Origin of the sequence: Mycobacterium sp. 141 (assembly GCF_000382405.1) — a bacterium.
Taxonomy (GTDB): Bacteria; Actinomycetota; Actinomycetes; order Mycobacteriales; family Mycobacteriaceae; genus Mycobacterium.
Window position 1 is genome coordinate 25,232 of sequence record NZ_KB908270.1, and the last position, 19,842, is coordinate 45,073.

A 19,842-nucleotide genomic window follows, 5' to 3' on the forward strand; every position below is an offset into this window, starting at 1 on the left:
GTCCGCTCGCGCGAACTCACGATCCGCCCGCAAGCGTCACTCATGATCCCTCCCGCAGCGCCGCCGCGATGGTGGCGCGTCCGATGGGGGCGGCCAGTGCGCCGCCGGTGGCCGACAACCGGTCCCCGCCATCCTCGACCAGTACCGCGACCGCAACCTTCGGGTCCGTGGCCGGTGCAAAGGCGATGTACCAGGCGTGCGGCGGAGTGTTGCGGGGGTCTGTCCCGTGCTCCGCCGTACCGGTTTTCGAAGCGATCTGCACGCCGGCGATGGCTCCCTTCTGCTGCGTCACCTGCTCGGCGCCGACCATCAAGTTCGTAAGTGTAGCGGCGACCTGCGGTGACACCGCCCGGCGCTCTTGGACGGGGGCAGTGGTGCTGATGGTGGCCAGGTCGGGCCCTTTCAGGCTATCGACCAGGTAGGGCCGCATGGCGACACCGCCGTTGGCGACGGTCGCGGCCACCACGGCGTTCTGCAGCGGGGTCATCGCCACGTCACGCTGCCCGATGCTCGACATTCCCAGCGCCGCACCGTCGTCGATAGGTCCGGTGGTGGATTCGGCGACCTGTAGCGGGATGGCCGGGGGCGTGGTGTCCAGACCGAACGCCTGCGCGGTGCTCTTGAGCTTGTCGGTGCCGGTGTCGAGGCCCAACTGCACGAATGCCGTGTTGCAGGACTTGGCGAAAGCCTCCCGCAGTGACACCGTCGGGCCAGGACCGCACTGAGCGCCACCGAAGTTCTCCAGCGTCGCCGTGCTGTCCGGCAAGTTGGTCCGCGCCGCCGACGTCAGCTGAGTGTCTGGGGTGGCACCGGCCTGCAGTGCCGCGGCGGTCGTGATGACCTTGAACGTGGAGCCCGGCGGGTAAGTCTCCGAAATCGCCCGGTTGAGCAGCGGCGACGCCTGGTCATCGCGGAGCTTCTGCCAGGCGGCGGCCTGCGCGCTCAGGTCGTGGGTGGCCAGCAGGTTGGGGTCGTACGACGGCGACGACACCATGGCCAGGATCTTGCCGGTCGAGGGTTCCAGCGCGACCACAGAACCCTTGCACGGGCTGTTGTCGCAGCCGTTCTGCATGGCATCCCAGGCGGCTTGCTGCACCTGCGGCTTGATCGTCGTGTCGACATTTCCGCCGCGCGGATTGCGACCGGTGAAGAAGTCGGCCAACCGGCGGCCGAACAGCCGCTCGTCGGAGCCGTTGAGGATGGTGTCCTCGGCCCGTTCCAGCCCGGTGCTGGAGTAAGCGAGCGAGTAGAACCCGGTGACCGGGGCGTATACCAGCGGATTGGGGTACACCCGCAGGAAGCGGAACCGGTTGTCGGTCGACACCGAGTAGGCCAGCAGCTGGCCGCCCGCGGTGATCTGGCCGCGCTGGCGGGAGTACTCGTCGAGCAGCACACGCTGATTGCGCGGGTCGGCCCGGAGCCCGTCGGCCGTGAAGACCTGGGTCAGGGTGGCGTTGGCCAGCAACAACACGATCAGCACCATGATCGTGACGGCAACCCGGCGCAGCGAGGTATTCATACCTTCTCGATCACCTCGGTCTTCGCCGCGGCGATCGGGGTGACGTTGGGCTGCCGGGTGGTGGTGATCGGCCTGCGTGCACCGTGCGAGATCCGGACCAGGATGGCCAGCAGCACATAGTTCGCCAACAGTGACGAGCCGCCGTAGGACATCCACGGCGTGGTGAGACCGCTCTCCGGGATGAGCTTGGTGACGCCACCGACGACGATGAACAGCTGAATCGCCAGCGTCGAGGACAACCCGCCGGCGAGCAGCTTGCCGAAGCTGTCCCGCACGGCGATGGCGGTGCGCATGCCGCGGATGATCAGGATCGTGTAGAGCATCAGCACGCCGGCGAGACCGACCAATCCGAGCTCTTCACCGATGGCGGAGATGATGAAGTCGGTGGAAGCCTCCGGCACCGTGCCGGGCTGACCGTTGCCGAGGCCGGTGCCGAAGATGCCACCGGTGGCAAAGCTGAACAGTGACTGCACCATCTGGTAGCCGGCGCCGTCAGGATCGGCGAACGGATTCAACCAGTTCTGCACCCGCACCTGCACGTGGGCGAAAATGTGATACGCCACAACGCTTCCCGCGGCGAACAGGGCCAGGCCGATGACTACCCAGCTGAGCCGTTCGGTGGCGATGTAGAGCAGCGTGAGGAACGATGCGTAGAGCAGAAGTGAAGCGCCCAAGTCTTTTTCGAAGACCATGACGCCGACCGACGCGATCCACGCCAACAACAGCGGCGCCAGGTCGCGGGGCCGCGGCAGGTCAATGCCGAAGACGTGTTTGCCGGCACTGGTGAACAGCTCACGCTTGGCCACCAGTACGGCTGCGAAGAAGATGAGCAGCAGGATTTTGGAGAGCTCGGCTGGTTGAATTGAGAAGCCCTTGAACTGAATCCAGATCTTGGCGCCGTATTGCTCGGAGTACTTCGTCGGCAGCAGGGCGGGAATCACCAGCAGCACAAGGCCGGTCAGCCCACAGACGTAACCGTAGCGGGCCAGCATACGGTGATCGTGCAGGAAGATGACCACCACGGAGAACGCCACGACCCCCAGCAGCGTCCACAGCATCTGTTGGTTGGCGGTGCCGCCGAGACCGTCGGAGTTCGAGGTACCTTTTGCCAGGTCCAGGCGATGGATCATCACCAGACCGAGCCCGTTGAGCAGCGCGACCACAGGTAGCAGCAGCGGGTCGGCGTAGGGGGCGAAGCGGCGTACCGCCAGATGGGCGGTGCCGAAGAGGGCGAGATACCCGACGGTGTACTGCAGCAGATCCCAGGTGATGCCCTGCTCCTGGTTGGCCTCGACGATCAATAACGCGACAGTGGTGATCAGTGCCGCGAACCCCAGCAGAAGCAGTTCCGCGTTGCGCCGGTTGGGTAGCGGCGGCGTCACGGTAACCGGCGACTGGGGTGCGGTGGTCATGACACCGCCCGGCAGTCCGTCCCCGGTACCTGCGACGGGGGAGGTAGCGCTGTGGCGGTGGGTGTTGACGACGGGGCAGGCTCCGTGGGCACCGATTCGCCCGGCGGGTGCGCAGTGGTCTCTGGAGACGGTTCGGGGGAGAGCGTGGCGGTTGTCGTCGTCGCCGGCGCGGAAGGCGGTGCCGACATCGGTGCCCGACTGGCTGTGGTGGTTTGCCGTGGCGGGGGAGGACTCGTGGTGGTCGGCGGGGTACGCGGGGCACACACCGGTAGCACCGAACTACGCGCGAGCTCCTGGATCTGGGCGATGGCCTCATCCTGCGTGCCACCCGGCAAACCCGCGGTCACCTGGGCCCGCTCGGAGGGACGCATGTCGCTGACCGCCATCAATCGGCAGCCGAGGTTTTCGTGGTTGTCGCCGGCACCGATCAGCGAGAGTTCATTGCGGGTGTTCAGACATCCCAGGCCGTAGGGCTCCTGCAGGGAGATCCCGAGAAACGAGCCCTGAACACCGCGCATGATCGCCACGACGCCGTCGTGCTCGCCGACGTAGTAATTGCTACGGACGATCTGTCGGCCGATCGCCAGGCCCGCGAGCACGATCAGTGCCAACACGATCGCGGCGATCAGGTAACGCCGTCGGGACCGTGGTTTACGCGCCGGTTCGGCGGGTTGGGGGACCACCCTTTTGGGTTCGTTGCGCCGCGGGTTGAAGGCCGAAGCGCGACCCGCCGCAGTATTCGGCGGGATCGTGTCGTCGTCCACGCCGGACACCGCACCGGCCAGGATCGGCTGAGTCTGGCCGTAGTCGTAGTCGACGACGTCGGCGACCACCACTGTGACGTTGTCCGGACCGCCGCCGCGCAAGGCCAATTCGATCAGCCGGTCGGCGCATTCGGTCACGTCCTCGATCTGCAGCGCCTCGTGGATGGTCTCCTGGCTGACCGGATCAGAGAGCCCGTCGGAGCACAGCAGGTAACGGTCACCCGCCTTGGCCTCGCGCATCGTCAGCGTCGGCTCGACCTCATGGCCTGTGAGCGCCCGCATGATCAGCGAGCGTTGCGGGTGGCTGTGCGCCTCCTCGGCGGTGATGCGACCCTCGTCGACCAAGGTCTGGACGAAGGTGTCGTCCTTGGTGATCTGGGTCAATTCGCCGTCGCGCATCAGGTAGCCGCGCGAATCGCCGATGTGCGCCAGGCCCAACCGGCCGCCGGCGAACAGGATCGCCGTCAGCGTCGTCCCCATGCCCTCGAGCTCGGGATCGGCCTCGACATGCGCGGCGATCGCCGAGTTGCCTTCGGCCACCGCCGAATTGAGCTTGCCGAGCAGGTCGCCACCGGGTTCGTCATCATCGAGATGGGCCAACGCGGCGATGACCAGCTGTGAGGCCACCTCACCGGCGGCGTGTCCGCCCATACCGTCGGCCAGGGCGAGCAACCGCGCGCCCGCATAGACGGAGTCCTCGTTGTTGGCGCGGACCAGGCCGCGGTCACTGCGCGCGGCATATCGAAGCACGAGGGTCATTTCGCTCCTCGCGTGCGCGCGTTCATTGTGCTCCTCGCGTGCGCGGCGTCATTTCGCTCCTCGCATACGCGGGGTCACGGCCGAAGCTCTATTACCGTCTTGCCGATTCGCACCGGCGTGCCAATGGGAACCCTTACCGCTGTTGTCACCTTCGCCCTGTCAAGGTATGTGCCGTTGGTCGATCCTAGGTCCTCCACGTACCACTCCGAACCGCGTGGCGACAGTCGGGCGTGGCGCGTCGAGGCGTAATCATCTGTGAGCACCAGCGTCGAGTCGTCGGCCCGGCCGATCAGCACCGGCTGGGAGCTCAGCGTGATGCGGGTGCCGGCAAGCGCGCCTTCGGTGACAACCATCTGCCTGGCGATATGCCTGCGTTGACGGCTGGGCAGCAGCGAACCGCGCAACGCCAACCCACGACGGACCATGACCGCGCCGGTCGGTGCGTAGATATCGGTGCGCAGGATCCGCAGCACCGACCAGATGAATAACCACAGCAGCAACAGAAACCCGACGCGCGTCAGCTGCAGCACTAACCCCTGCATCTGACGTCCTCTCCGTACCCGTGCCAACGGTGTCGTTCCGTGCCCTGCGGCATCGTCACGATACTTGGACGGCGACTGGGATGAGGGTGAAGCGGGTTGCTAGCCACCCCGGTGTGTCCGGTCCGATACCTCAGTGCACGCGCACGATGATCTCGGAATGGCCCAGCCGGATGACGTCACCGTCGGCCAGCTGCCATTCCTGCACCGGGGCGTTGTTCACAGTGGTGCCGTTGGTGGAGTTCAAGTCCGAGAGCAGGGCGACCTGGCCGTCCCACCGGATCTCGAGGTGCCGACGCGACACCCCGGTGTCCGGCAGCCGGAATTGGGCGTCCTGGCCGCGGCCGATCACGTTGGCGCCTTCACGCAGCTGGTAGGTCCGGCCGCTGCCGTCATCGAGTTGCAGGGTGACTATCGCACCGCCGGCCTGGTAATCGGCGCCGGCATAGCCGCCGTACCCGCCCTGACCACCGTCCTGGCCGTAGTCGTAATCACGCCCCTGGTCGCCGTAGCCGCCCTGGTCGCCGTAGCCCTGATCCGGATAGCCGTGGCCGTAATCCTGTGGACCGTAATCCTGCTGTGGCTGGCCGTAGCCGCCGCGCTGGTCATAGGGCTGCCCACCGTAGCCGCCTTGGTCGGGGTAGCCGCCCGGACGGCCTTCGTGCCGGCCGTAGTCGTCCGGGCGCCCGCCCGGCTGACGGCCATAGTCATAGTCGGAACTGGGGCCGGGGACGGGCGGACCGCCGTACCCGCCACCTTGGGGCGGGCCGTACCCGCCGGGCTGCTGACCGTAGCCGCTGGGCTGGCCGTAGCCGCCACCGCCGCGCTGGTCGTAGCCGCCGCGCTGCTCCGGGTAACCACCCTGGTCGGGGTAGCCGCCGCGATCCGGGTAACCACCCTGATCGGGGTAGCCGCCCTGGTCGCTATAGCCTCCGCCGCGAGGCGGGTAGCCGCCCGGCTGCTCCTGCGGAGGGTAGCCGCCGCGCTGGTCATGGTCGTCCTGCGCGGGATATCCGGCACGTTGATCGTCCTGTGGGGGATACCCGCCGCGCTGGTCGTCCTGTGGGGGATACCCGCCGCGCTGGTCGTCCTGTGGGGGATACCCGCCGCGCTGGTCATCCTGCTGGCGTCCGTGCCGTTCATCGAAGTAGTCGTCGCCAGGCCGACCTTGTCCCTGGCCGCCGCGGTAGCTCGGATTGTCGGTCATAGATGGTTCTCCTGATTCTGCGGTGAACGCCTGGTCGCGATGCACTCGTGCGGACTCGCCGACGGCGGAATCGGGGTTGACCGCGCCGTGTGCGCGGAACTGTCCGGTGTGCAAGTTCGGTGATTGCTCGAATCTGACGACCACATCACCATACGTTTGCCACCCCTGATCATGGATAAATCCCCCCAGATGTTTGGCGAAAGCGGACGCGGTCAGGTCAGTATCGGCGCTTACCTTCTGATAGTCAGTGTCACTGAGAGTAATTACGTAGGCGTTCGGCGCCAAAACTTGGCCGCTGCCTACGGTGCGGGCGCCGGCCTGCGCCTCGCGGCGCAGCATCGACTCCACTTCCTGTGGGACGATCGAGCCGCCGAAGACCCGCGCGAATGCATCACCCACCGTGGACTCGAGCTTGCGTTCGATGCGGTCGACAAGACCCATATCACCGCCCGCCTTCGCTCATCGTCGTTCGTGGTGCGCACCCGGCAACCGAAGCCACCGCGTGTCGCTCTGGCCACACTGCTCACATGAATGGTATCGGCCCTGCGCGACCGTGCGGGACCAACAGAACTCTGAGAATCAGATCGCTGCAGGTCAGTGACCTGATCTTGATGACGTGAACCATCCTTTGTGCTATGAGTGGCCTCGAACGTCGCGGTTTGGGAACCGTACGACCGCAGTGATAGGCTGCCCCGGTTGCTCGGGCGAGTGGCGGAATGGCAGACGCGCTGGCTTCAGGTGCCAGTGTCCTTCGGGACGTGGGGGTTCAAGTCCCCCTTCGCCCACTATGAGGAGTTCTACGAACTCCAGGCGCTTAGGTCACGATCCAGAAATGGGTCGTGACCTTTGTGTTTGTGCCTCCGAGTTGCGCTGCAGTGGTGAACGCGGACTGTGGGGACTTTGTCGCATGGATCCCAGATCAACTCGGAGCGCCTAGGCCAGCTAGATCGCGGCGAAGCTTCACAGTGATGTCGTTGGCGGCGATCCGCTCGCCGCCGAGTGACGTGCCCGTCGGTCGGACCATCGAGTTTGATTCCAGCCTGTGGTCTTCAGTCGGCGCCGAACTCACAGCCAGACTCCTCGAGTCGATGTGGACGCGGGCTGGGCGGCACGAGCCGCCGAGGCTCGTTAGTCTCGAAGGAGTCGGTCGGCTTGGAGCTGCCGAGCACACCTTCGGTGTGGTGGCACGAGCGCAGGTTCGTACGGGGTGAGGTTCATATGAGATTGGTGCGTGGGGACGGACGTCGCCCGCGGGTGACCGTCTCGGGCAGCTTTCGTCGCAGCCTCGCCGAAATCGAGGAGGCGGTCGCTCTTCTCGGCGAGGCGGGGGCAGAGGTCCTATCGCCGGAAGATCCCCGTGCGGTCGGCGAGCTGGACGGTTTCGTCTTTGTCGCTAGCGATCGCAGTCGCGTCATCAGGCTATTGCAGCAACGCCATTTCGCCGCCATCAGCGCGTCCGATTACTTGTGGGTGGTCGCGCCGGAGGGCCGCGTAGGGCTGTCAGTGTGCCTCGAGATCGGGCATGCGCTCGCTTGCAGTGTTCCCGTCTACTGCAGCGAGGTACCGAAAGACCTGACGGTTCGTTCGTTGGTGGGTGTGGCGTCGACGGCAGCCGCACCGTTGATCGCATACGCCGAGAAGGTTTCCGAGAGCCGCGGAACCCTGTTGCTCGACCCCGATCATGCGATCGACGAAGGGCACCGACTGCTGTCTGACATCGGCGACCGGGTGTCGGGTCGACTCGCCTGCCGGGAACCGGTAGTCAGTGATCCCGCGCTGCATCAAGCCGCGTCGGGTCTAACCGTCATGTTGAGCAGCTTTCTTGCGGAGGCTTGACAGCGTGGTCGATCCCTCTAGTCGGTTAGCGCATCGCCGACGATGTCGGCGACCTCGCGAATGGTGAGGTCGTCAGTGTCGATGACGAGTCGCGCGAGACTGCGCAGTTCAACGACGCGTTGCTCCGTCGGGTGGTTCATCGCCTCGTCGAACGGCACGGAACGCTTCACGGGGTCGGTCGCGCTCGCGATCCCGTACCGCCGCCGTCTTGTGACCAAGTGCGCGGCGAGGTAGAACAGGCGGGCGTTGGCCACATTCAGCAAGACGGGTTCCGTCTGCAAAACGGTCCGGAGGCTGTCGACGACGAGGGGTGCCACTCCCCGATCCGTGCGTTCGATCAGATAATCGACGAGCCAGGCACCCCGTGTCCGGCGATCTAGGTCGGCACCCTCGCGTTGCAGTGTGTCGCGGCTGGCGGTCGTGCTCAGTCCGAGAACTTCGACCAGGGCGCGACGTACCGACACGACCTCGGCGCCGAGATCCGCCGCTAGCTGTTGTGCGACTGCGGTTTTGCCGACCGCGATGGGTCCGGCCATGAGTATTACCGTCGGAGCAACCAGGCCGGGTGCCATTACGGACTGCCGCCGGCTGCGTCTTCGGGGTCCGGGCCCGGCTGCCCAGCGGCTGGCTTGAGAACGCCCGTTGCCGTCAACTCCATACCCCGCTGGACCGCCCATTGCTGCGGATCGCCGGTCATATCGTTGATCACCGCCCACCGCGTACCACCAACGGTGGCAACCTCGACCCCTTCGGGTTCGAATGTGTCGGCATCGATGCGGGCGCTATGCCATAGGCGTGCATCCTGTCGCTCGAACACGTGCAGCGACTCGACATCTGGCAGTTTTTCGCCGTTGACGAGGTTCGCCTCCCAGTCCAGCTGAGCAAGTTCCGAGACGATCGGAGTCATGGCTTCGATGAGGACGGTCTCGTTGACGGAGTTCCGTCCCCTGAGCTGAGCGACCAGAGCGCCCATCTGGTCGTAGCGGATTGCCGCAAACCAGCCTATGCGCTTTTCAGCGTTCGATCCGAACGCCCTATCCAGAAGCGCGTTGTTGATCTTGTCGTTCTCGACGTTCAACGTGATGCCGGCCTTCGCGAGCATCCGCTTCTTTTTTGGGTAGTCCGGCGGCAGTACGAACACCAGTCGATCAAACCTTTGACTGCGGGCAATGGCGGTGTCGACCTTGGCGATGTTGTTCGTGTTGACGAAGAACAGCACTCGCCGCGAGCTCCACATCTTAGCCAGGCGAGGCAACATCGTCGTGGTAAAGAACCGCTCGATACTCTCGGTCTCACCGCTGCGATTCCGAATGAGCTCGTCGATCTCGTCGAACAACACGACACAGCGATCCAGCTCCATGATCTGACGGAAGATGGCGTCGGCGCGTGCACTAACGTGGTCGACCCCCTGGTCGAGGAACTGCGCGGGAGTCACCTCGATGAAGTCCCATCCGATGGCGCTGGCGACGAACTCAGCCAATGCGGTTTTCCCGGTGCCCGGGGGGCCGAAGAGCATCGCCGATCGTGCCTGGGTTTCGTCGAGCAATTGCCGATCGGGATCGTGATGAAAGCGGGTTCTGGCCTCCATCCGCTGTTGCGAGAGACACGTCGGATGGACGTATGTAGTCGCGAGGATGACTCCGGCCGTGCCCTTCCCAAGGTTCCATGTCTCGCCGCGGTCTCCAAGATCAGCCAGCCCCCCACTCGGTCGCCGAGCATCAAGCGCAGCTTTGGCCGCTGCGGAGCTCCACATCCCGAACAGGCGTCGCAGGGCCTGTCCGAACCGATACACTGATGCGGTCGCCCAGCACTCGGGGCTGTCCCGGTGCGGGTGGTGGCCAGAACTCCATCCTCGGCTGTCGTCGCCGAGATATTGGGACGTCTCTTCTGCGTATTCCAGCGCCAGGAGCATTTCCTGACTGTGCTCACGTAACGCGGCCGCCAGGGCTTCGGCGGCGTTTTTGGCGAGGTCCCTGCTCGTAGCGAGTGATATGAGTTCGGCTAGGGTTTCGTAGATGTAGGAGTACGCGTTGCCAGCTGTGCGGAAGTGAAACAGCGGCGCACCGATCGACCAGGTCTTGTTGCGTTGCTGCTGGAAGAACGCCCGCAGGCCGGCGACGAGGAGTTGCCGATCAGCCGATACGGAGTTGCCGAGGACACCGTCGGGGCCGAAACGCACGAGTCCACACAGCGACCACGCGAGTTGTTGGGGATCGGCATGAGTGGATCCGATGTAGTGCATCGCGATCTGGAAGCCGAGGTTGGCTCGCAACCAATCGTATGCGGCGAATTTTTCTTCGTCGGAAACGACGGGCCCCGCTTCGTGCTCGGAGAACGCGTCTGCGGCGAGCAACCCCCAATAAGTTAGGAACGCGTTGGGCGGGTAGTAGCCCTCCTCGGTCGGCGCGGATTCGGAATCGGGGGCACTTGTGCGCTCCCTCAAACCGAATGCGCCTCCGGTGTCGTCCCGCGAGTCCCAGGCCTCGCGTAGGAACTGCCGGGCAGTAGCTTGTTGCTCGGCGTTGAAAACGGTTATGCCACCGTTGATTAGGCGCAACGCGCCACCGAGCGTGCGCACCCGGCAGTACACCCACGCGGCCTCGTCGCTTTCCCATTGGGACATAGGTGTCAACGCCAGGCGCATGAAGTCCACAAGCGCATGGTGTGCCCAGGCCGGACTGAAATCTTTATCGGAATCTTCCGAGCTGTCCGGCGCCTCCAGTAGAGATTCGAGGCAAGTTACCGTGCTCGTCAAGCGTTTCGGCTTCGGACGCGGAGGGGGTCCGTCGTCGACCGGTGGTTGGGTGTTTTCAGGTGGTTGGGTGTTGTCAGTAGCGGCCGCCGACGGATCGCTAGCAACTACGTCTGAGTCGACGCGCTCCTTCTCATTGCGGAAGAATCGACTATGACGAGGGTCCCAGAACCGGCTCACACCCGCCGTCTGGCCACGCGTGAACTCCTGCGCGTTCTTGCGTGCGGTCGCGAAATCCTCCAACACTGGCACGCATTGGATTCTGACTCAGGCGACAGTAACTTGTCCCGCGGCACGCTCAGCGTTGACCAATTCCTTGTTCGTAACGGCGTCGGCGAGTTCGACGCCGGAAATGTTAGCCAGGTGTACCAGGTACAGCTGGACGTCGGCCAGTTCCTCGGCGACATCTTGGCCCTCCCAACCCTGATCCCGCTGTATGCCAGCCGATTTCCGCAGCGCTCGGGCGAGTTCCCCGATCTCCTCGGTCAGCAGCAGCATTGTGTCCTGCACTGATTCCGATGCCCATCCACGTCTGAGTGCCGCCCGCTCGTAGTAGCGCTGCAAACCTCGAAGCCCGTTGCCCGGCGCGTGGTGTTCCTGGCGCAGACAGATATCGTCGGGTGTAGCCACGGTCGTCACGTGCGGCTGAAAGGCTCCCTCCTGCAGCGGTTCGCGCGCGAAGATTGGTAATCCGAGGGCACGAGCGTAGCCGAGTTCGAACATGGCGCTGGCGCCGGTGTATCCGTCTGGTGCGTGCAACCAAACGAAGTCAGCCTCGGCGAGCGCCGCGATATGACGCTGCTCGATCTGTGACATCGCCTCGTTGACCTCCGAGGGGAGCCGAACGAACGTACTATCGCGGTCGATGAAATCCAGACTGACGGGTGAAAGGATCTCGTACCGAGACCCGAGGGTCCCATAGTCCTCGCGCAGGGTTTCAAAGCCCTTACGGTACGTTCCGCAGATCACGACCCGCAGTGCCGGAATGTCCCGTTCGAAGCGGCCGATAGCTTCCGCGCTCATGTAAGTAAGAGTATAGGGTTTGGCCCGCCCGCACGAAGCGACGCGACGGTGGCGTTTCTCGATTTACTTACATACCCTGGATTAATGGCTGCCTCAACGTCCGAGCCTGCGTTGACGCTGGCTGAGGCTGCCGACCGGCTCGAGATCAGCACCCAGCGCGTCAACCAGTTACTCGATGACGGCTTACTGGCCGGCCCGGAGTACCTCGGACGGGCGCCCAAAGGTGCGCCGAGGGTATGGGCGCGTTCGCTGCTCGACTACGAGAGGGATCACGAACGCGGCAGCGTCCTATCCCGTAGCAAACTCGCCCGTGCACTCGCCGAGCGTGACGCCATCATTGCCGATCTGCGCTCGCGACTAGCCGCTGCTGAAAGCACGACCGTCGAGGCGCTGCGGCTTGAACTGGCCGCGGCACGGGCCGCAGCACTCGAGTTGAGCGTCGGATCCGATGTCCTGTTAGAGGGTGCCAAACAGTCGCACTGCGAGTTGGAGGAGTTGAAGACGACACTCGCCGCACGGGAGGCAGAATTGGCGGCCCTGCGGTCACGGTACGAACTCAGCAACGTCGCCCTTAAGAGCAAATCGGCCGCCCTGACGCAATTACTGATGCCGCACACTCCGCCGGGATGAGCGGCGCGTCAAGCTGGTTCGTGGCGGTCTGCGAGGTTGCGCAACGCCAAACGTCGAACTCGCGGAAAAGTCGTCGGATGTCGTTCAGCCCAACGAGCACAGGACTCGTACACGAACTCCGGCCGTGTCCTGCCGGCGTCGTTGAGCCAGTTTCCGACCGAGGTCGTCACGTAACGCGACGTATCCGACACCAGTTCGTCGAGTAAGCCGAAGGCGATCTCGGGCTCTTCCTTCAGGAGCGGAATATGCGCCGACCAGACGCCGCGCGGACGGGTCACTTCGCTGGCGAAACGCCTCCCACGTTCGGAAGCGCCTCGCGCACTGTTTGTGAGCACAGCGACGGCCGCACGGGGATCCGCGGCAACAGTTGGCCTGACGCCCAGCCATGCCCACTCACGGACCGCGAAATGCGCGTCTTCGGCGAATACGCCCGCTAGGGTGAGTTGCTCTCGTATCGGTCGGCCCGACAGCGGTACCGCGAACGCCGCCCACCCCCGGCACGTGTCACTCGCCCACTGCGGGGCGATATCGAAGAGCCGTTCGCCATAGACGTCCCACGCCACTCGCCCGCCGGCTCGCATGCGCTGAATGAAACCCCCTTCCTTCAACGAGGGGTGTGCTGCCGAATCCTCCGGCAACACGCACCGCGCGAGCAGCCCGAAATCGATCGCCATCTGCTCGATATGGGTGCGGCTCTCACCTCCGGCCTCCAGATGTCTTCGAAGTCGGGTATCGACGTCGCGCAAACGCGTCACGCCACGTGCCGGGGTAATCGTTGGATGGACTGAAGCCACGCTCCCGGCCCGTCGGTTCGGCATCGTCGTCTCTCCGCTCAAGGGCGTTCTCGTAGGTCGGAGGTCATTATGCGCAGCCCACCAACGCGTTCGGTTCGGTCCGGCAGTGCTCCTGCGCAGGATAGACCAGCGGTGCAGAAAGTCGGTGCGCCATTGCCATTACTCGGTTCCCCGAATCGTTCACCAGCTACAAGAAGCGTCGATGGGAACTTCAATGCGATTTAACCGACGGATCTATACAAACCGAACCGAGTAGCGGCGCTACCATGCCGGCGACCCAGTCGAAGACTCCTGTTCACCTTCTCTGCGCGGAATCGCGCAAAGAAGTACGACGTCCTGGCCAAACTGAGCCTCTACGACACTCAGTGGTACTCGACGCGCACCTCCTGGCAGGTCTCGATCACGCTTGCAGCCCAGTCTCAGTGGGATGTTCGGTGACTTTGCCGCGTGACCGATGCCCTTGGATGGAACGTCTAACCCGTGCAAGCGACAACAACGTGCTCGCGCCGGTTCGGGATCTGGAATCCCGGTGACGGCCCGCGCTCACTTCTTTGCCTGTTGGGCGGCCTTGTATTCGGCGCGCACGCGGTCGTAGTCCTCGTCGGTCAGCGAGACGAGGTAGGTCACAGCGGCCGGCGACCACGCGTAGGAGACGCCCTTACTGTGTTTCCAGGCATACGTCTCTTTACTGCGCAGGTCTTCCTTCCATGAAATCGCTTGGTGGTCATAGGTGGTGAGGGAGCGGCCCTTTCGTTTGCCATTCACGCGGTCTAGCAACTCCTTCAGGCTGAAGGGGTGCGTGACGTTCGGGTCGGACTTTTTCACCACGACTTGTCCGGTTGCGTCCGGGGACACCGCTACGACGAGGTCAGCGCTGCTCATCTTCTTCACCGACCGTAGGTTGATGTCGTAGATAGTGGCGATCCGGGCCACGTCCCCACCGCCAGTCTCCACCGCATCCATCATCGAGCGCAGCTCGCCGATGAACTCCTGAACCTCGGTGACCATCGCCGAACTCGTATCCACACGCATAAAGGACACAGCATCTGCGGGTGCGACGGCACCCAACGGGAGCAGCTGCCAGGTCATCGAGTCGGCAAGATCTTTGTTGAACGTCTCCAGCATGAAGTCTCGATAGTTCAACACGTTCTGCTGCAGAAACGGGTGAATGACTGCACCCAACCCCCGGGCGTTGTAGAGGTGGATAGCACGGTTCCGGTACTCGGACAGGGCTTTGACGTTGGCCGTAACCCCCATGCCATCAATGCCCTGGGGCCACAAACCGTAGTGCCCCACGCGATTCAAGGCATCGTCGAGGCCGATCGTGCGGTACTTCTCGCCCGGCCTCTTGGGGTAGTAGATGGAGGACCGGTTGCGCCGCAGCGCCGCCTTCAACGCCAACTCCCACGCATTGACGACTAGCATGACGGCCAGTTCATCCCGGTAGGTGATCTGCGGCTTGTTGTACAGCTCGACCGCGGCGAGCATTGCGGCCATCGAGTTGTCCGCCAGCCGCCGGATCGACACATACGGCGCCCCCATTTGGGCTCCCTCCCAGTGATTGTAGTCGGCGAGACCGCGTGATGCGCCGGCACCGGCGTGCCGACGCATTGACCGTGCAAGCTCTTGAAGTTACTCGCGGTGGTGACCGTACTGAGCAAGGTAACGGCACTACCGATGAGGACACCGTCGCAACGCCCAGATTGGCCTGGCTGAGGGACTTTGAGTTGTTCGATCACTATCGATCGCTGACGGTGTGAAGGGTGATGTTCGAGGTACCGCAGGACTCGAATGTAGCCAGTTGAACGAGGTCGTCGACGGCTGGCTTCCGATCCGCGAAGTCGGCCACCGACCCAGGTGCTTTGTTCGGCAGCTCAATACAGGCGTGGGCGACGACCTGTAGGCGAACCTGTGGGCCGCTGCGGAGGTTGGTCGTCATCATGTCGAGCTTCAGTTCCGGCATGGCCTCTGTCGCTGGACTTATCCATGGTCGCGTTGCGGTGGTTCCGATCGCATACGACGCGTCTGAGGTGTCAGCTCGCGCGTACTCAGCTCGGTAACCGCCGACGACTGGGAGAATGTACGGAGTCAACAATGTGCCGTCGGGCTGCTTTTCGCCCGGATGTTCCACGCCTTCGATCGTCGCCCACTGCGGTGCGCAGAACCTGCCGTCGTCGGTGAGGTAGTAAAGCTCGTCGATGGCGATGGTGGCTTTGACGAATGACGGCTCCTGCGGGCTGATGATGTGCGCACCGACGCACATCCAGGAGGAATGCCAGAACTCCTCACTCACGGCGCCGCCGAAACCGACCGTGTGACTGCCCCGCTGAGCGTCCCAGATGGAAATCTGTTGTCCGGTAGCAGTTTCTCCGTAGATGGTCCCCGGCCGCACGTCGCCCACGAAGTTAGTAGCTACCCATCCGCCGGTAGGATTACGGCGGAGCTCGGGTCCCGGCGAGAACCCACCGATCAGCTCCAGGGTCGCACCGTCATCGGGCTCCCAAGTCAGCACTCCCGGCATACGCCTACTGGGATCCTCGGGAAGGTGAAACCAGCCGGTGATCCGTTGCGGCTCAGACTGTCTCATGGCCAGCCTCCGCTTGCTGTCGAGTGAGCATCGGAATGGATTCCCCCATTGCTGGTGCGGGTAGGCCGTATCGGTCTGCCCACAGCGACACCGTCGGGTCCAGATGGTCGGGGTAGTTCTTGCGGCGCACTCGGGCTCGGGCGGGGTGCGTCGCCTGGGCCTCGTATAGCGCCACCGCGCACTCGGTCATGATGACCGCCGCGGCAAGACTCTCAGCGAGTTGGGTGAGAACGTTCTCTTCGGTGCCGAGATAGGCGGTCATCCATTTGTATCCGTGTACGAAGCTCGATCCGACGGTGTAGAAGCGCTCGGCCCCGATCGACATCCCGTGCGGCAATTCGTCGGCATCAGTGATGTGCGGCGGCGGATTCTGGTCGATCCATTCCCCGGCCCAGCGGACAAAGAACTCATAGTCTGAGGGCGGCCGCTGTCGGGCCGCCTTCGGTAGCGACGTCAGGAAGTTCAACCGCTCTCGAAACTGCTGCTCCGTCTCGGCGAAACTCTGGCGCGCGGCGTCGCGGCGCTCGTCAGTGCGCACCTCGAGAAAGCGCGTCTCGACGGCGATGTACTTCTTCTGGTAGCCGATCTCACGCTCGGTGTAGCCCAGCGAGCGAGCGCGCCGGACGGCGCGGTTGGGATCGGCGAGAAGCCAGATGGTCTTGGCGGCGCTCTCGATGGCGCTGCGGCACAGGATCCCGGTCGACAGTGTGCTCGTGCGCTTCTGCTCCAACGATGCCCCGAACGCCTGGGATGCCCCAACAAGACACTCGGCTGCGTTCATCGCAGGAAACCGCGCCGTCGAGCTGACGAAATTCGCGCCAAGCTCGGGTAAGAAGTGTCTGTCATCGAGGTCGAGGCTGCTTCCCCTGTCCGGAACAAAATGGGACGGATCCAGGGGCTTGCTGCTGCCGTCGGCGCGGACCTGGTGCAGCAGCGCCCACTCGCCCATCCGCCACGCCCTAGCGGCTCGGTCGGCATTACTCCACATCAAGACCGCCATCCGCAGAAGGCGCTCCCTCGGGTCGGTCGTCACAGTTAGCCAGGGTATTCCCCGGCTGTAACACGCCTCGCCCACTGCGGTGAGCGGGTATGTCAAGAGGTCGGTTCGGGTAGCGCACATCGCGGGACCCGGTCCTCGAGCCCTGCAAGCCGCAGTGGTTGCTGACATGCAATCATCTCGCCCATGACAGCAGGACTCGCCATCCCTTCGGTTCACGCGATACGAGCCGCTTTGGAGGGCGTAGACGGAGCGATTCGCGACAACCCCTTGCCGGAGGATGCGCACGACGGGACCGATCCTGCCGTCGAAATCTGGGTGTCCGAGCCCGACGTCGGTAGAGAGTTCGCTGCCTTGGACAACCCCGATCCGACGATCGATGACGACGTCATCGCATCAGATGGGCCGGCCGTCATCTTCGAAATTCCGCCCGAAGTGACCGACGCCGATATCGAACACGTTCTTGGACAAGACACGCTCACCGAGATGAGTCGCCTGCACGAAATCCGGGGCATCGACGCATACGGCTGGTACGTCACCTTCCACCAGCGCACGGCGCAGCACGGCGTTCACATTCCCCTCGAAGGTGCGCTGCTCATGGCCGCCCGGGTATTTCATCATCCGCCCATAGCGGACGAACGGAAGGTCAATCTCGCCTTCCACGCCATCCTGCGCCACGAACTGTTCCATTTTGCCGCGGACTGCATGGCGGCCAACTGGGAACTCGCGACGGACACGGCGATGTACTGGAAGGCAAAGGAAAAGCACCGCAACGCACAGGGATACGTCGAGCACGAAGAAGCTATGGCAAACGCCTACATGCTCCGCGGTTTCCAGCACCCACGCCGCTTGCTTGCCAACTCTGGCGGCGCATCACCTGCGTTGAAGGGCTACACCAGGCAGCAACCCGCGGGATACAAAGAGGCCTACCGGTACGCCGGGTCGCGAGCGGCCTACATGAAGGGCTGTCGTGACCTGTCCACACAGGTTCAGCACGCCTCCGGTCTGCCGCCGGTGCCCGCGGCGATGGATACGCTTCTGCTCTACGCAGATCCGTTCCGCATTGACTGGACTCGATGCCCGATCATGATCAGCGATCGGTTGGATCTTCGGCGCTTACTCGGGATCAACATCGATTTCTTTACCTGTATCCCGGCGGTCACCGAAACGCCGAAGTTCGAGAAATCCCTCAAAAAGCTCGGCCCAACGGTGCAGGAGAAGTGGCTGGAGCAAAAAAGCAAACTGGCACAAAGCACGTCCCTAAACAGCCTGGGTTTCCAGAAATGGACAAAAGGTGGGACTGACTGTTACTCGGTGAACGTGGGAAGTCACCGAGCGCACCTGCGCCTCGATCGCGGTCAATCGACATGGTCGGCCCTCGATATCGGTACCCACCTCGGCATGGGCCATGGCAGCTAGTTCCATAATGAAAAGTGTTGCAGCAGTGGTTGTCCCGGAAGATCTTTGGACGCGCGGGGTCGTCCAGGCGTGGGCGCCACCCAGGCAGCGGCGAGGCGGGAGGGCCGGATGGTCCCTCCTCTCTTCATCGGCGCTGTGTGCACTGGTCAAGGTCTACCTCGCGATGCGGCGGCGCCCAGGTGCGCAACCCTTTGGCACGGCGAGATAATTCTGGCGCCGCACCACTCAGCGCGCAGTCGCGCCCTCCGGCGAGCAAGGCACTTGGCCGACCCGGCGTCGGTGGAGGGCCGTACGCTCGGCGTCAGCCACGCCCCGTGTCGGGGACTCGCAGTAACTCCGGGGGAAGCAGCCTAGTGACAATTCGCAAGGTGAATCGCCCCGGTGAGTCCGGAGGCTTCATCTCTTGTGAAGGATGGAGTCATGGCAGGTTCGAGAAGTATCCGGCTGAGCTGCGTGAGCGTGCGGTGCGGATGGTTGCGGAGGTTCGGGATCAGTACGGGTCGGAGTGGGCGGCGATCGAGTCGGTGGCGGCCAAGCTGGGTATCGGCACCCCGCAGACACTGTTGAGCTGGGTGCGTCGGGATCAGATCGATGCCGGCAACCGCCCGGGCGTGACCAGTAATATGGCCGAAGAACTCCGCAAGTTGCGCGCTGAGAATCGAGAACTCAAGCGGGCCAACGATATTCTGAAATCTGCGTCGACTTTCTTCGCGGCGGAGCTCGACCGCCGCCATCGGTGATCGTCGACTACATCGACACCCACAAACAGGTTCACGGCGTCGAGCCGATCTGCCGTGCGCTGTCCGCGCATGGTTGCAAGATCGCGCCGTCCACCTACTACGACGCCTGCGTTCGGCGCCAGAATCCGTCCAAGCGCCAGGTGCGCGATGAGGAACTCAAAGCCGAGATCACCCGTGTGCACCGACAGAACTACTCGGTTTACGGCGCGCGCAAGGTGTGGCTGCAATGCCGACGCGAGGGCATCGAGGTGGCCCGTTGCACCGTGGAGCGACTGATGGGTGAACTCGGACTGTGCGGGGCGCGCCGCGGAAAGGTCAAGCGCACCACGGTGGCCGATCCACAGGCCGATCGGCCCGACGATCTGGTCGGCCGCCATTTCCGTCCAAATGCACCGAATATGTTGTGGGTAGCGGACTTTACGTATGTGTCGACCTGGTCAGGATGGGTGTGTGTGGCGTTCGTGATCGATGCCTACGCCCGGCGGATCGTGGGGTGGCGCAGTGCAACCACGATGACATCACAACTGGTGCTCGATGCCATCGAGCATGCGATCTGGACCCGCCAACGCGACGGCATCACCGATTTGACCGGCCTGATCCATCACAACGATCGAGGCAGTCAAGGCGGATTCAACTGGTTGTCGCAACGCCTTGATGATGGAGGTGTGGTGTGGCCAAGCGTAGTGAAGCGAAATCGGTTGGTGGGCGGCGGCAGTGGGCGGCTGATCGGGCGTTGCAGCCGGCGATGCGATCACCGGGGCGGCCGGAGCCTTCGCGTGCGGTGCAGCGCCAGTTTTGGCGGTTGATCGCCAGGGGCGTCTCGACTGATGAGGCCGCTGCGGAGGTCGGCGTGTCGAGGCCGGT

General features: G+C 63.9%; 15 protein-coding genes, 1 tRNA gene, 1 pseudogene and 1 other annotated feature. Of the genes and pseudogenes, 5 read left to right on the plus strand and 12 right to left on the minus strand.

Annotation, left to right across the window (positions count from 1 at the left end):
• Nucleotides 1–40: 40 nt before the first annotated feature.
• The 5 genes from pbpA to H276_RS0117985 all read right to left on the minus strand — a co-directional run bounded on the left by pbpA (nt 41) and on the right by H276_RS0117985 (nt 6,641).
• The gene (pbpA, locus tag H276_RS0117965; RefSeq protein ID WP_019972676.1) at nt 41–1,519 is read right to left on the minus strand and encodes a D,D-transpeptidase PbpA; all 1,479 of its coding nucleotides are present in this window, start codon (nt 1,517–1,519) and stop codon (nt 41–43) included.
• Nucleotides 1,516–2,931, minus strand: a complete 1,416-nt coding sequence (locus H276_RS0117970; protein WP_019972677.1) for an FtsW/RodA/SpoVE family cell cycle protein — start codon at nt 2,929–2,931, stop codon at nt 1,516–1,518. The genes pbpA and H276_RS0117970 overlap by 4 nt, the downstream gene beginning before the upstream one ends.
• Nucleotides 2,928–4,454: a PP2C family serine/threonine-protein phosphatase gene (locus H276_RS0117975; RefSeq protein ID WP_019972678.1), complete on the minus strand. Its 1,527-nt coding sequence runs from the start codon at nt 4,452–4,454 to the stop codon at nt 2,928–2,930. Before H276_RS0117975 ends, H276_RS0117970 begins: the two co-directional genes overlap by 4 nt.
• 74 nt (nt 4,455–4,528) lie before the next feature.
• A complete protein-coding gene (locus H276_RS0117980; RefSeq protein ID WP_018602954.1) occupies nt 4,529–4,996 on the minus strand; it encodes an FHA domain-containing protein in 468 nt (155 codons plus the stop codon).
• A gap of 130 nt (nt 4,997–5,126) precedes the next feature.
• Nucleotides 5,127–6,641, minus strand: coding sequence for a DUF3662 and FHA domain-containing protein (locus H276_RS0117985; protein WP_019972679.1), 1,515 nt, complete (start codon nt 6,639–6,641; stop codon nt 5,127–5,129).
• Nucleotides 6,642–6,902: 261 nt separating this feature from the next.
• On the opposite strand from H276_RS0117985, the gene H276_RS0117990 reads away from it, so the two are divergent.
• Together H276_RS0117990 and H276_RS0117995 are read left to right on the plus strand one after the other, a co-directional pair.
• A tRNA-Leu gene (locus H276_RS0117990) sits at nt 6,903–6,985 on the plus strand.
• Between the two features lie 433 nt (nt 6,986–7,418).
• Nucleotides 7,419–8,036, plus strand: coding sequence for a hypothetical protein (locus tag H276_RS0117995; protein WP_155943153.1), 618 nt, complete (start codon nt 7,419–7,421; stop codon nt 8,034–8,036).
• Between the two features lie 17 nt (nt 8,037–8,053).
• Here H276_RS0117995 and H276_RS0118000 read toward each other — a convergent pair whose 3' ends face one another.
• The 3 genes from H276_RS0118000 to H276_RS23680 are packed head-to-tail and all read right to left on the minus strand — an operon-like array spanning nt 8,054 to nt 11,811.
• Nucleotides 8,054–8,572: a hypothetical protein gene (locus H276_RS0118000; RefSeq protein WP_019972681.1), complete on the minus strand. Its 519-nt coding sequence runs from the start codon at nt 8,570–8,572 to the stop codon at nt 8,054–8,056.
• Between the two features lie 35 nt (nt 8,573–8,607).
• Nucleotides 8,608–11,034 (minus strand): ATP-binding protein, encoded by a 2,427-nt coding sequence (locus tag H276_RS0118005; protein WP_155943154.1) that lies wholly within the window; start codon nt 11,032–11,034, stop codon nt 8,608–8,610.
• A gap of 21 nt (nt 11,035–11,055) precedes the next feature.
• Nucleotides 11,056–11,811, minus strand: a complete 756-nt coding sequence (locus H276_RS23680) for a MazG nucleotide pyrophosphohydrolase domain-containing protein (protein ID WP_019972683.1) — start codon at nt 11,809–11,811, stop codon at nt 11,056–11,058.
• 84 nt (nt 11,812–11,895) lie between these two features.
• On the opposite strand from H276_RS23680, the gene H276_RS0118015 reads away from it, so the two are divergent.
• Nucleotides 11,896–12,441 carry a hypothetical protein gene (locus tag H276_RS0118015; RefSeq protein ID WP_019972684.1) on the plus strand — a complete coding sequence of 182 codons (546 nt, stop codon included), beginning with the start codon at nt 11,896–11,898 and terminating at the stop codon, nt 12,439–12,441.
• Nucleotides 12,442–12,449: 8 nt separating this feature from the next.
• Here H276_RS0118015 and H276_RS0118020 read toward each other — a convergent pair whose 3' ends face one another.
• The 4 genes from H276_RS0118020 to H276_RS23240 form a co-directional block, all read right to left on the minus strand.
• Complete coding sequence (locus tag H276_RS0118020; RefSeq protein ID WP_019972685.1) at nt 12,450–13,196, minus strand: hypothetical protein; 747 nt, start codon at nt 13,194–13,196, stop codon at nt 12,450–12,452.
• A gap of 582 nt (nt 13,197–13,778) precedes the next feature.
• Nucleotides 13,779–14,777, minus strand: coding sequence for a DUF3644 domain-containing protein (locus H276_RS0118025; RefSeq protein ID WP_019972686.1), 999 nt, complete (start codon nt 14,775–14,777; stop codon nt 13,779–13,781).
• A gap of 196 nt (nt 14,778–14,973) precedes the next feature.
• The gene (locus tag H276_RS0118030) at nt 14,974–15,822 is read right to left on the minus strand and encodes a hypothetical protein (protein WP_155943155.1); all 849 of its coding nucleotides are present in this window, start codon (nt 15,820–15,822) and stop codon (nt 14,974–14,976) included.
• Nucleotides 15,809–16,855: a hypothetical protein gene (locus H276_RS23240; protein ID WP_155943156.1), complete on the minus strand. Its 1,047-nt coding sequence runs from the start codon at nt 16,853–16,855 to the stop codon at nt 15,809–15,811. Before H276_RS23240 ends, H276_RS0118030 begins: the two co-directional genes overlap by 14 nt.
• 150 nt (nt 16,856–17,005) lie before the next feature.
• Here H276_RS23240 and H276_RS0118040 point away from each other — a divergent pair, with 150 nt between their 5' ends.
• Both H276_RS0118040 and H276_RS0118050 read left to right on the plus strand, forming a co-directional pair.
• Nucleotides 17,006–18,238 (plus strand): hypothetical protein, encoded by a 1,233-nt coding sequence (locus tag H276_RS0118040; protein WP_231376712.1) that lies wholly within the window; start codon nt 17,006–17,008, stop codon nt 18,236–18,238.
• Nucleotides 18,239–18,708: 470 nt separating this feature from the next.
• Nucleotides 18,709–19,661 (plus strand): annotated as a pseudogene (locus tag H276_RS0118050) (IS3 family transposase); the annotation flags it as partial.
• Nucleotides 18,939–19,067, plus strand: a sequence feature (AL1L pseudoknot). (Overlaps the previous pseudogene by 129 nt.)
• Nucleotides 19,662–19,842: the final 181 nt, after the last annotated feature.

Bases quoted from the DNA above. Each gene is read 5' to 3' on its own strand.
- pbpA (WP_019972676.1), bottom strand. From the start codon at position 1,519: ATGAATACCTCGCTGCGCCGGGTTGCCGTCACGATCATGGTGCTGATC.
- H276_RS0117970 (WP_019972677.1), bottom strand. From the start codon at position 2,931: ATGACCACCGCACCCCAGTCGCCGGTTACCGTGACGCCGCCGCTACCC.
- H276_RS0117975 (WP_019972678.1), bottom strand. From the start codon at position 4,454: ATGACCCTCGTGCTTCGATATGCCGCGCGCAGTGACCGCGGCCTGGTC.
- H276_RS0117980 (WP_018602954.1), bottom strand. From the start codon at position 4,996: ATGCAGGGGTTAGTGCTGCAGCTGACGCGCGTCGGGTTTCTGTTGCTG.
- H276_RS0117985 (WP_019972679.1), bottom strand. From the start codon at position 6,641: ATGGGTCTTGTCGACCGCATCGAACGCAAGCTCGAGTCCACGGTGGGT.
- H276_RS0117995 (WP_155943153.1), top strand. From the start codon at position 7,419: ATGAGATTGGTGCGTGGGGACGGACGTCGCCCGCGGGTGACCGTCTCG.
- H276_RS0118000 (WP_019972681.1), bottom strand. From the start codon at position 8,572: ATGGCCGGACCCATCGCGGTCGGCAAAACCGCAGTCGCACAACAGCTA.
- H276_RS23680 (WP_019972683.1), bottom strand. From the start codon at position 11,811: ATGAGCGCGGAAGCTATCGGCCGCTTCGAACGGGACATTCCGGCACTG.
- H276_RS0118015 (WP_019972684.1), top strand. From the start codon at position 11,896: ATGGCTGCCTCAACGTCCGAGCCTGCGTTGACGCTGGCTGAGGCTGCC.
- H276_RS0118025 (WP_019972686.1), bottom strand. From the start codon at position 14,777: ATGGGGGCGCCGTATGTGTCGATCCGGCGGCTGGCGGACAACTCGATG.
- H276_RS0118030 (WP_155943155.1), bottom strand. From the start codon at position 15,822: ATGAGACAGTCTGAGCCGCAACGGATCACCGGCTGGTTTCACCTTCCC.
- H276_RS0118040 (WP_231376712.1), top strand. From the start codon at position 17,006: ATGACAGCAGGACTCGCCATCCCTTCGGTTCACGCGATACGAGCCGCT.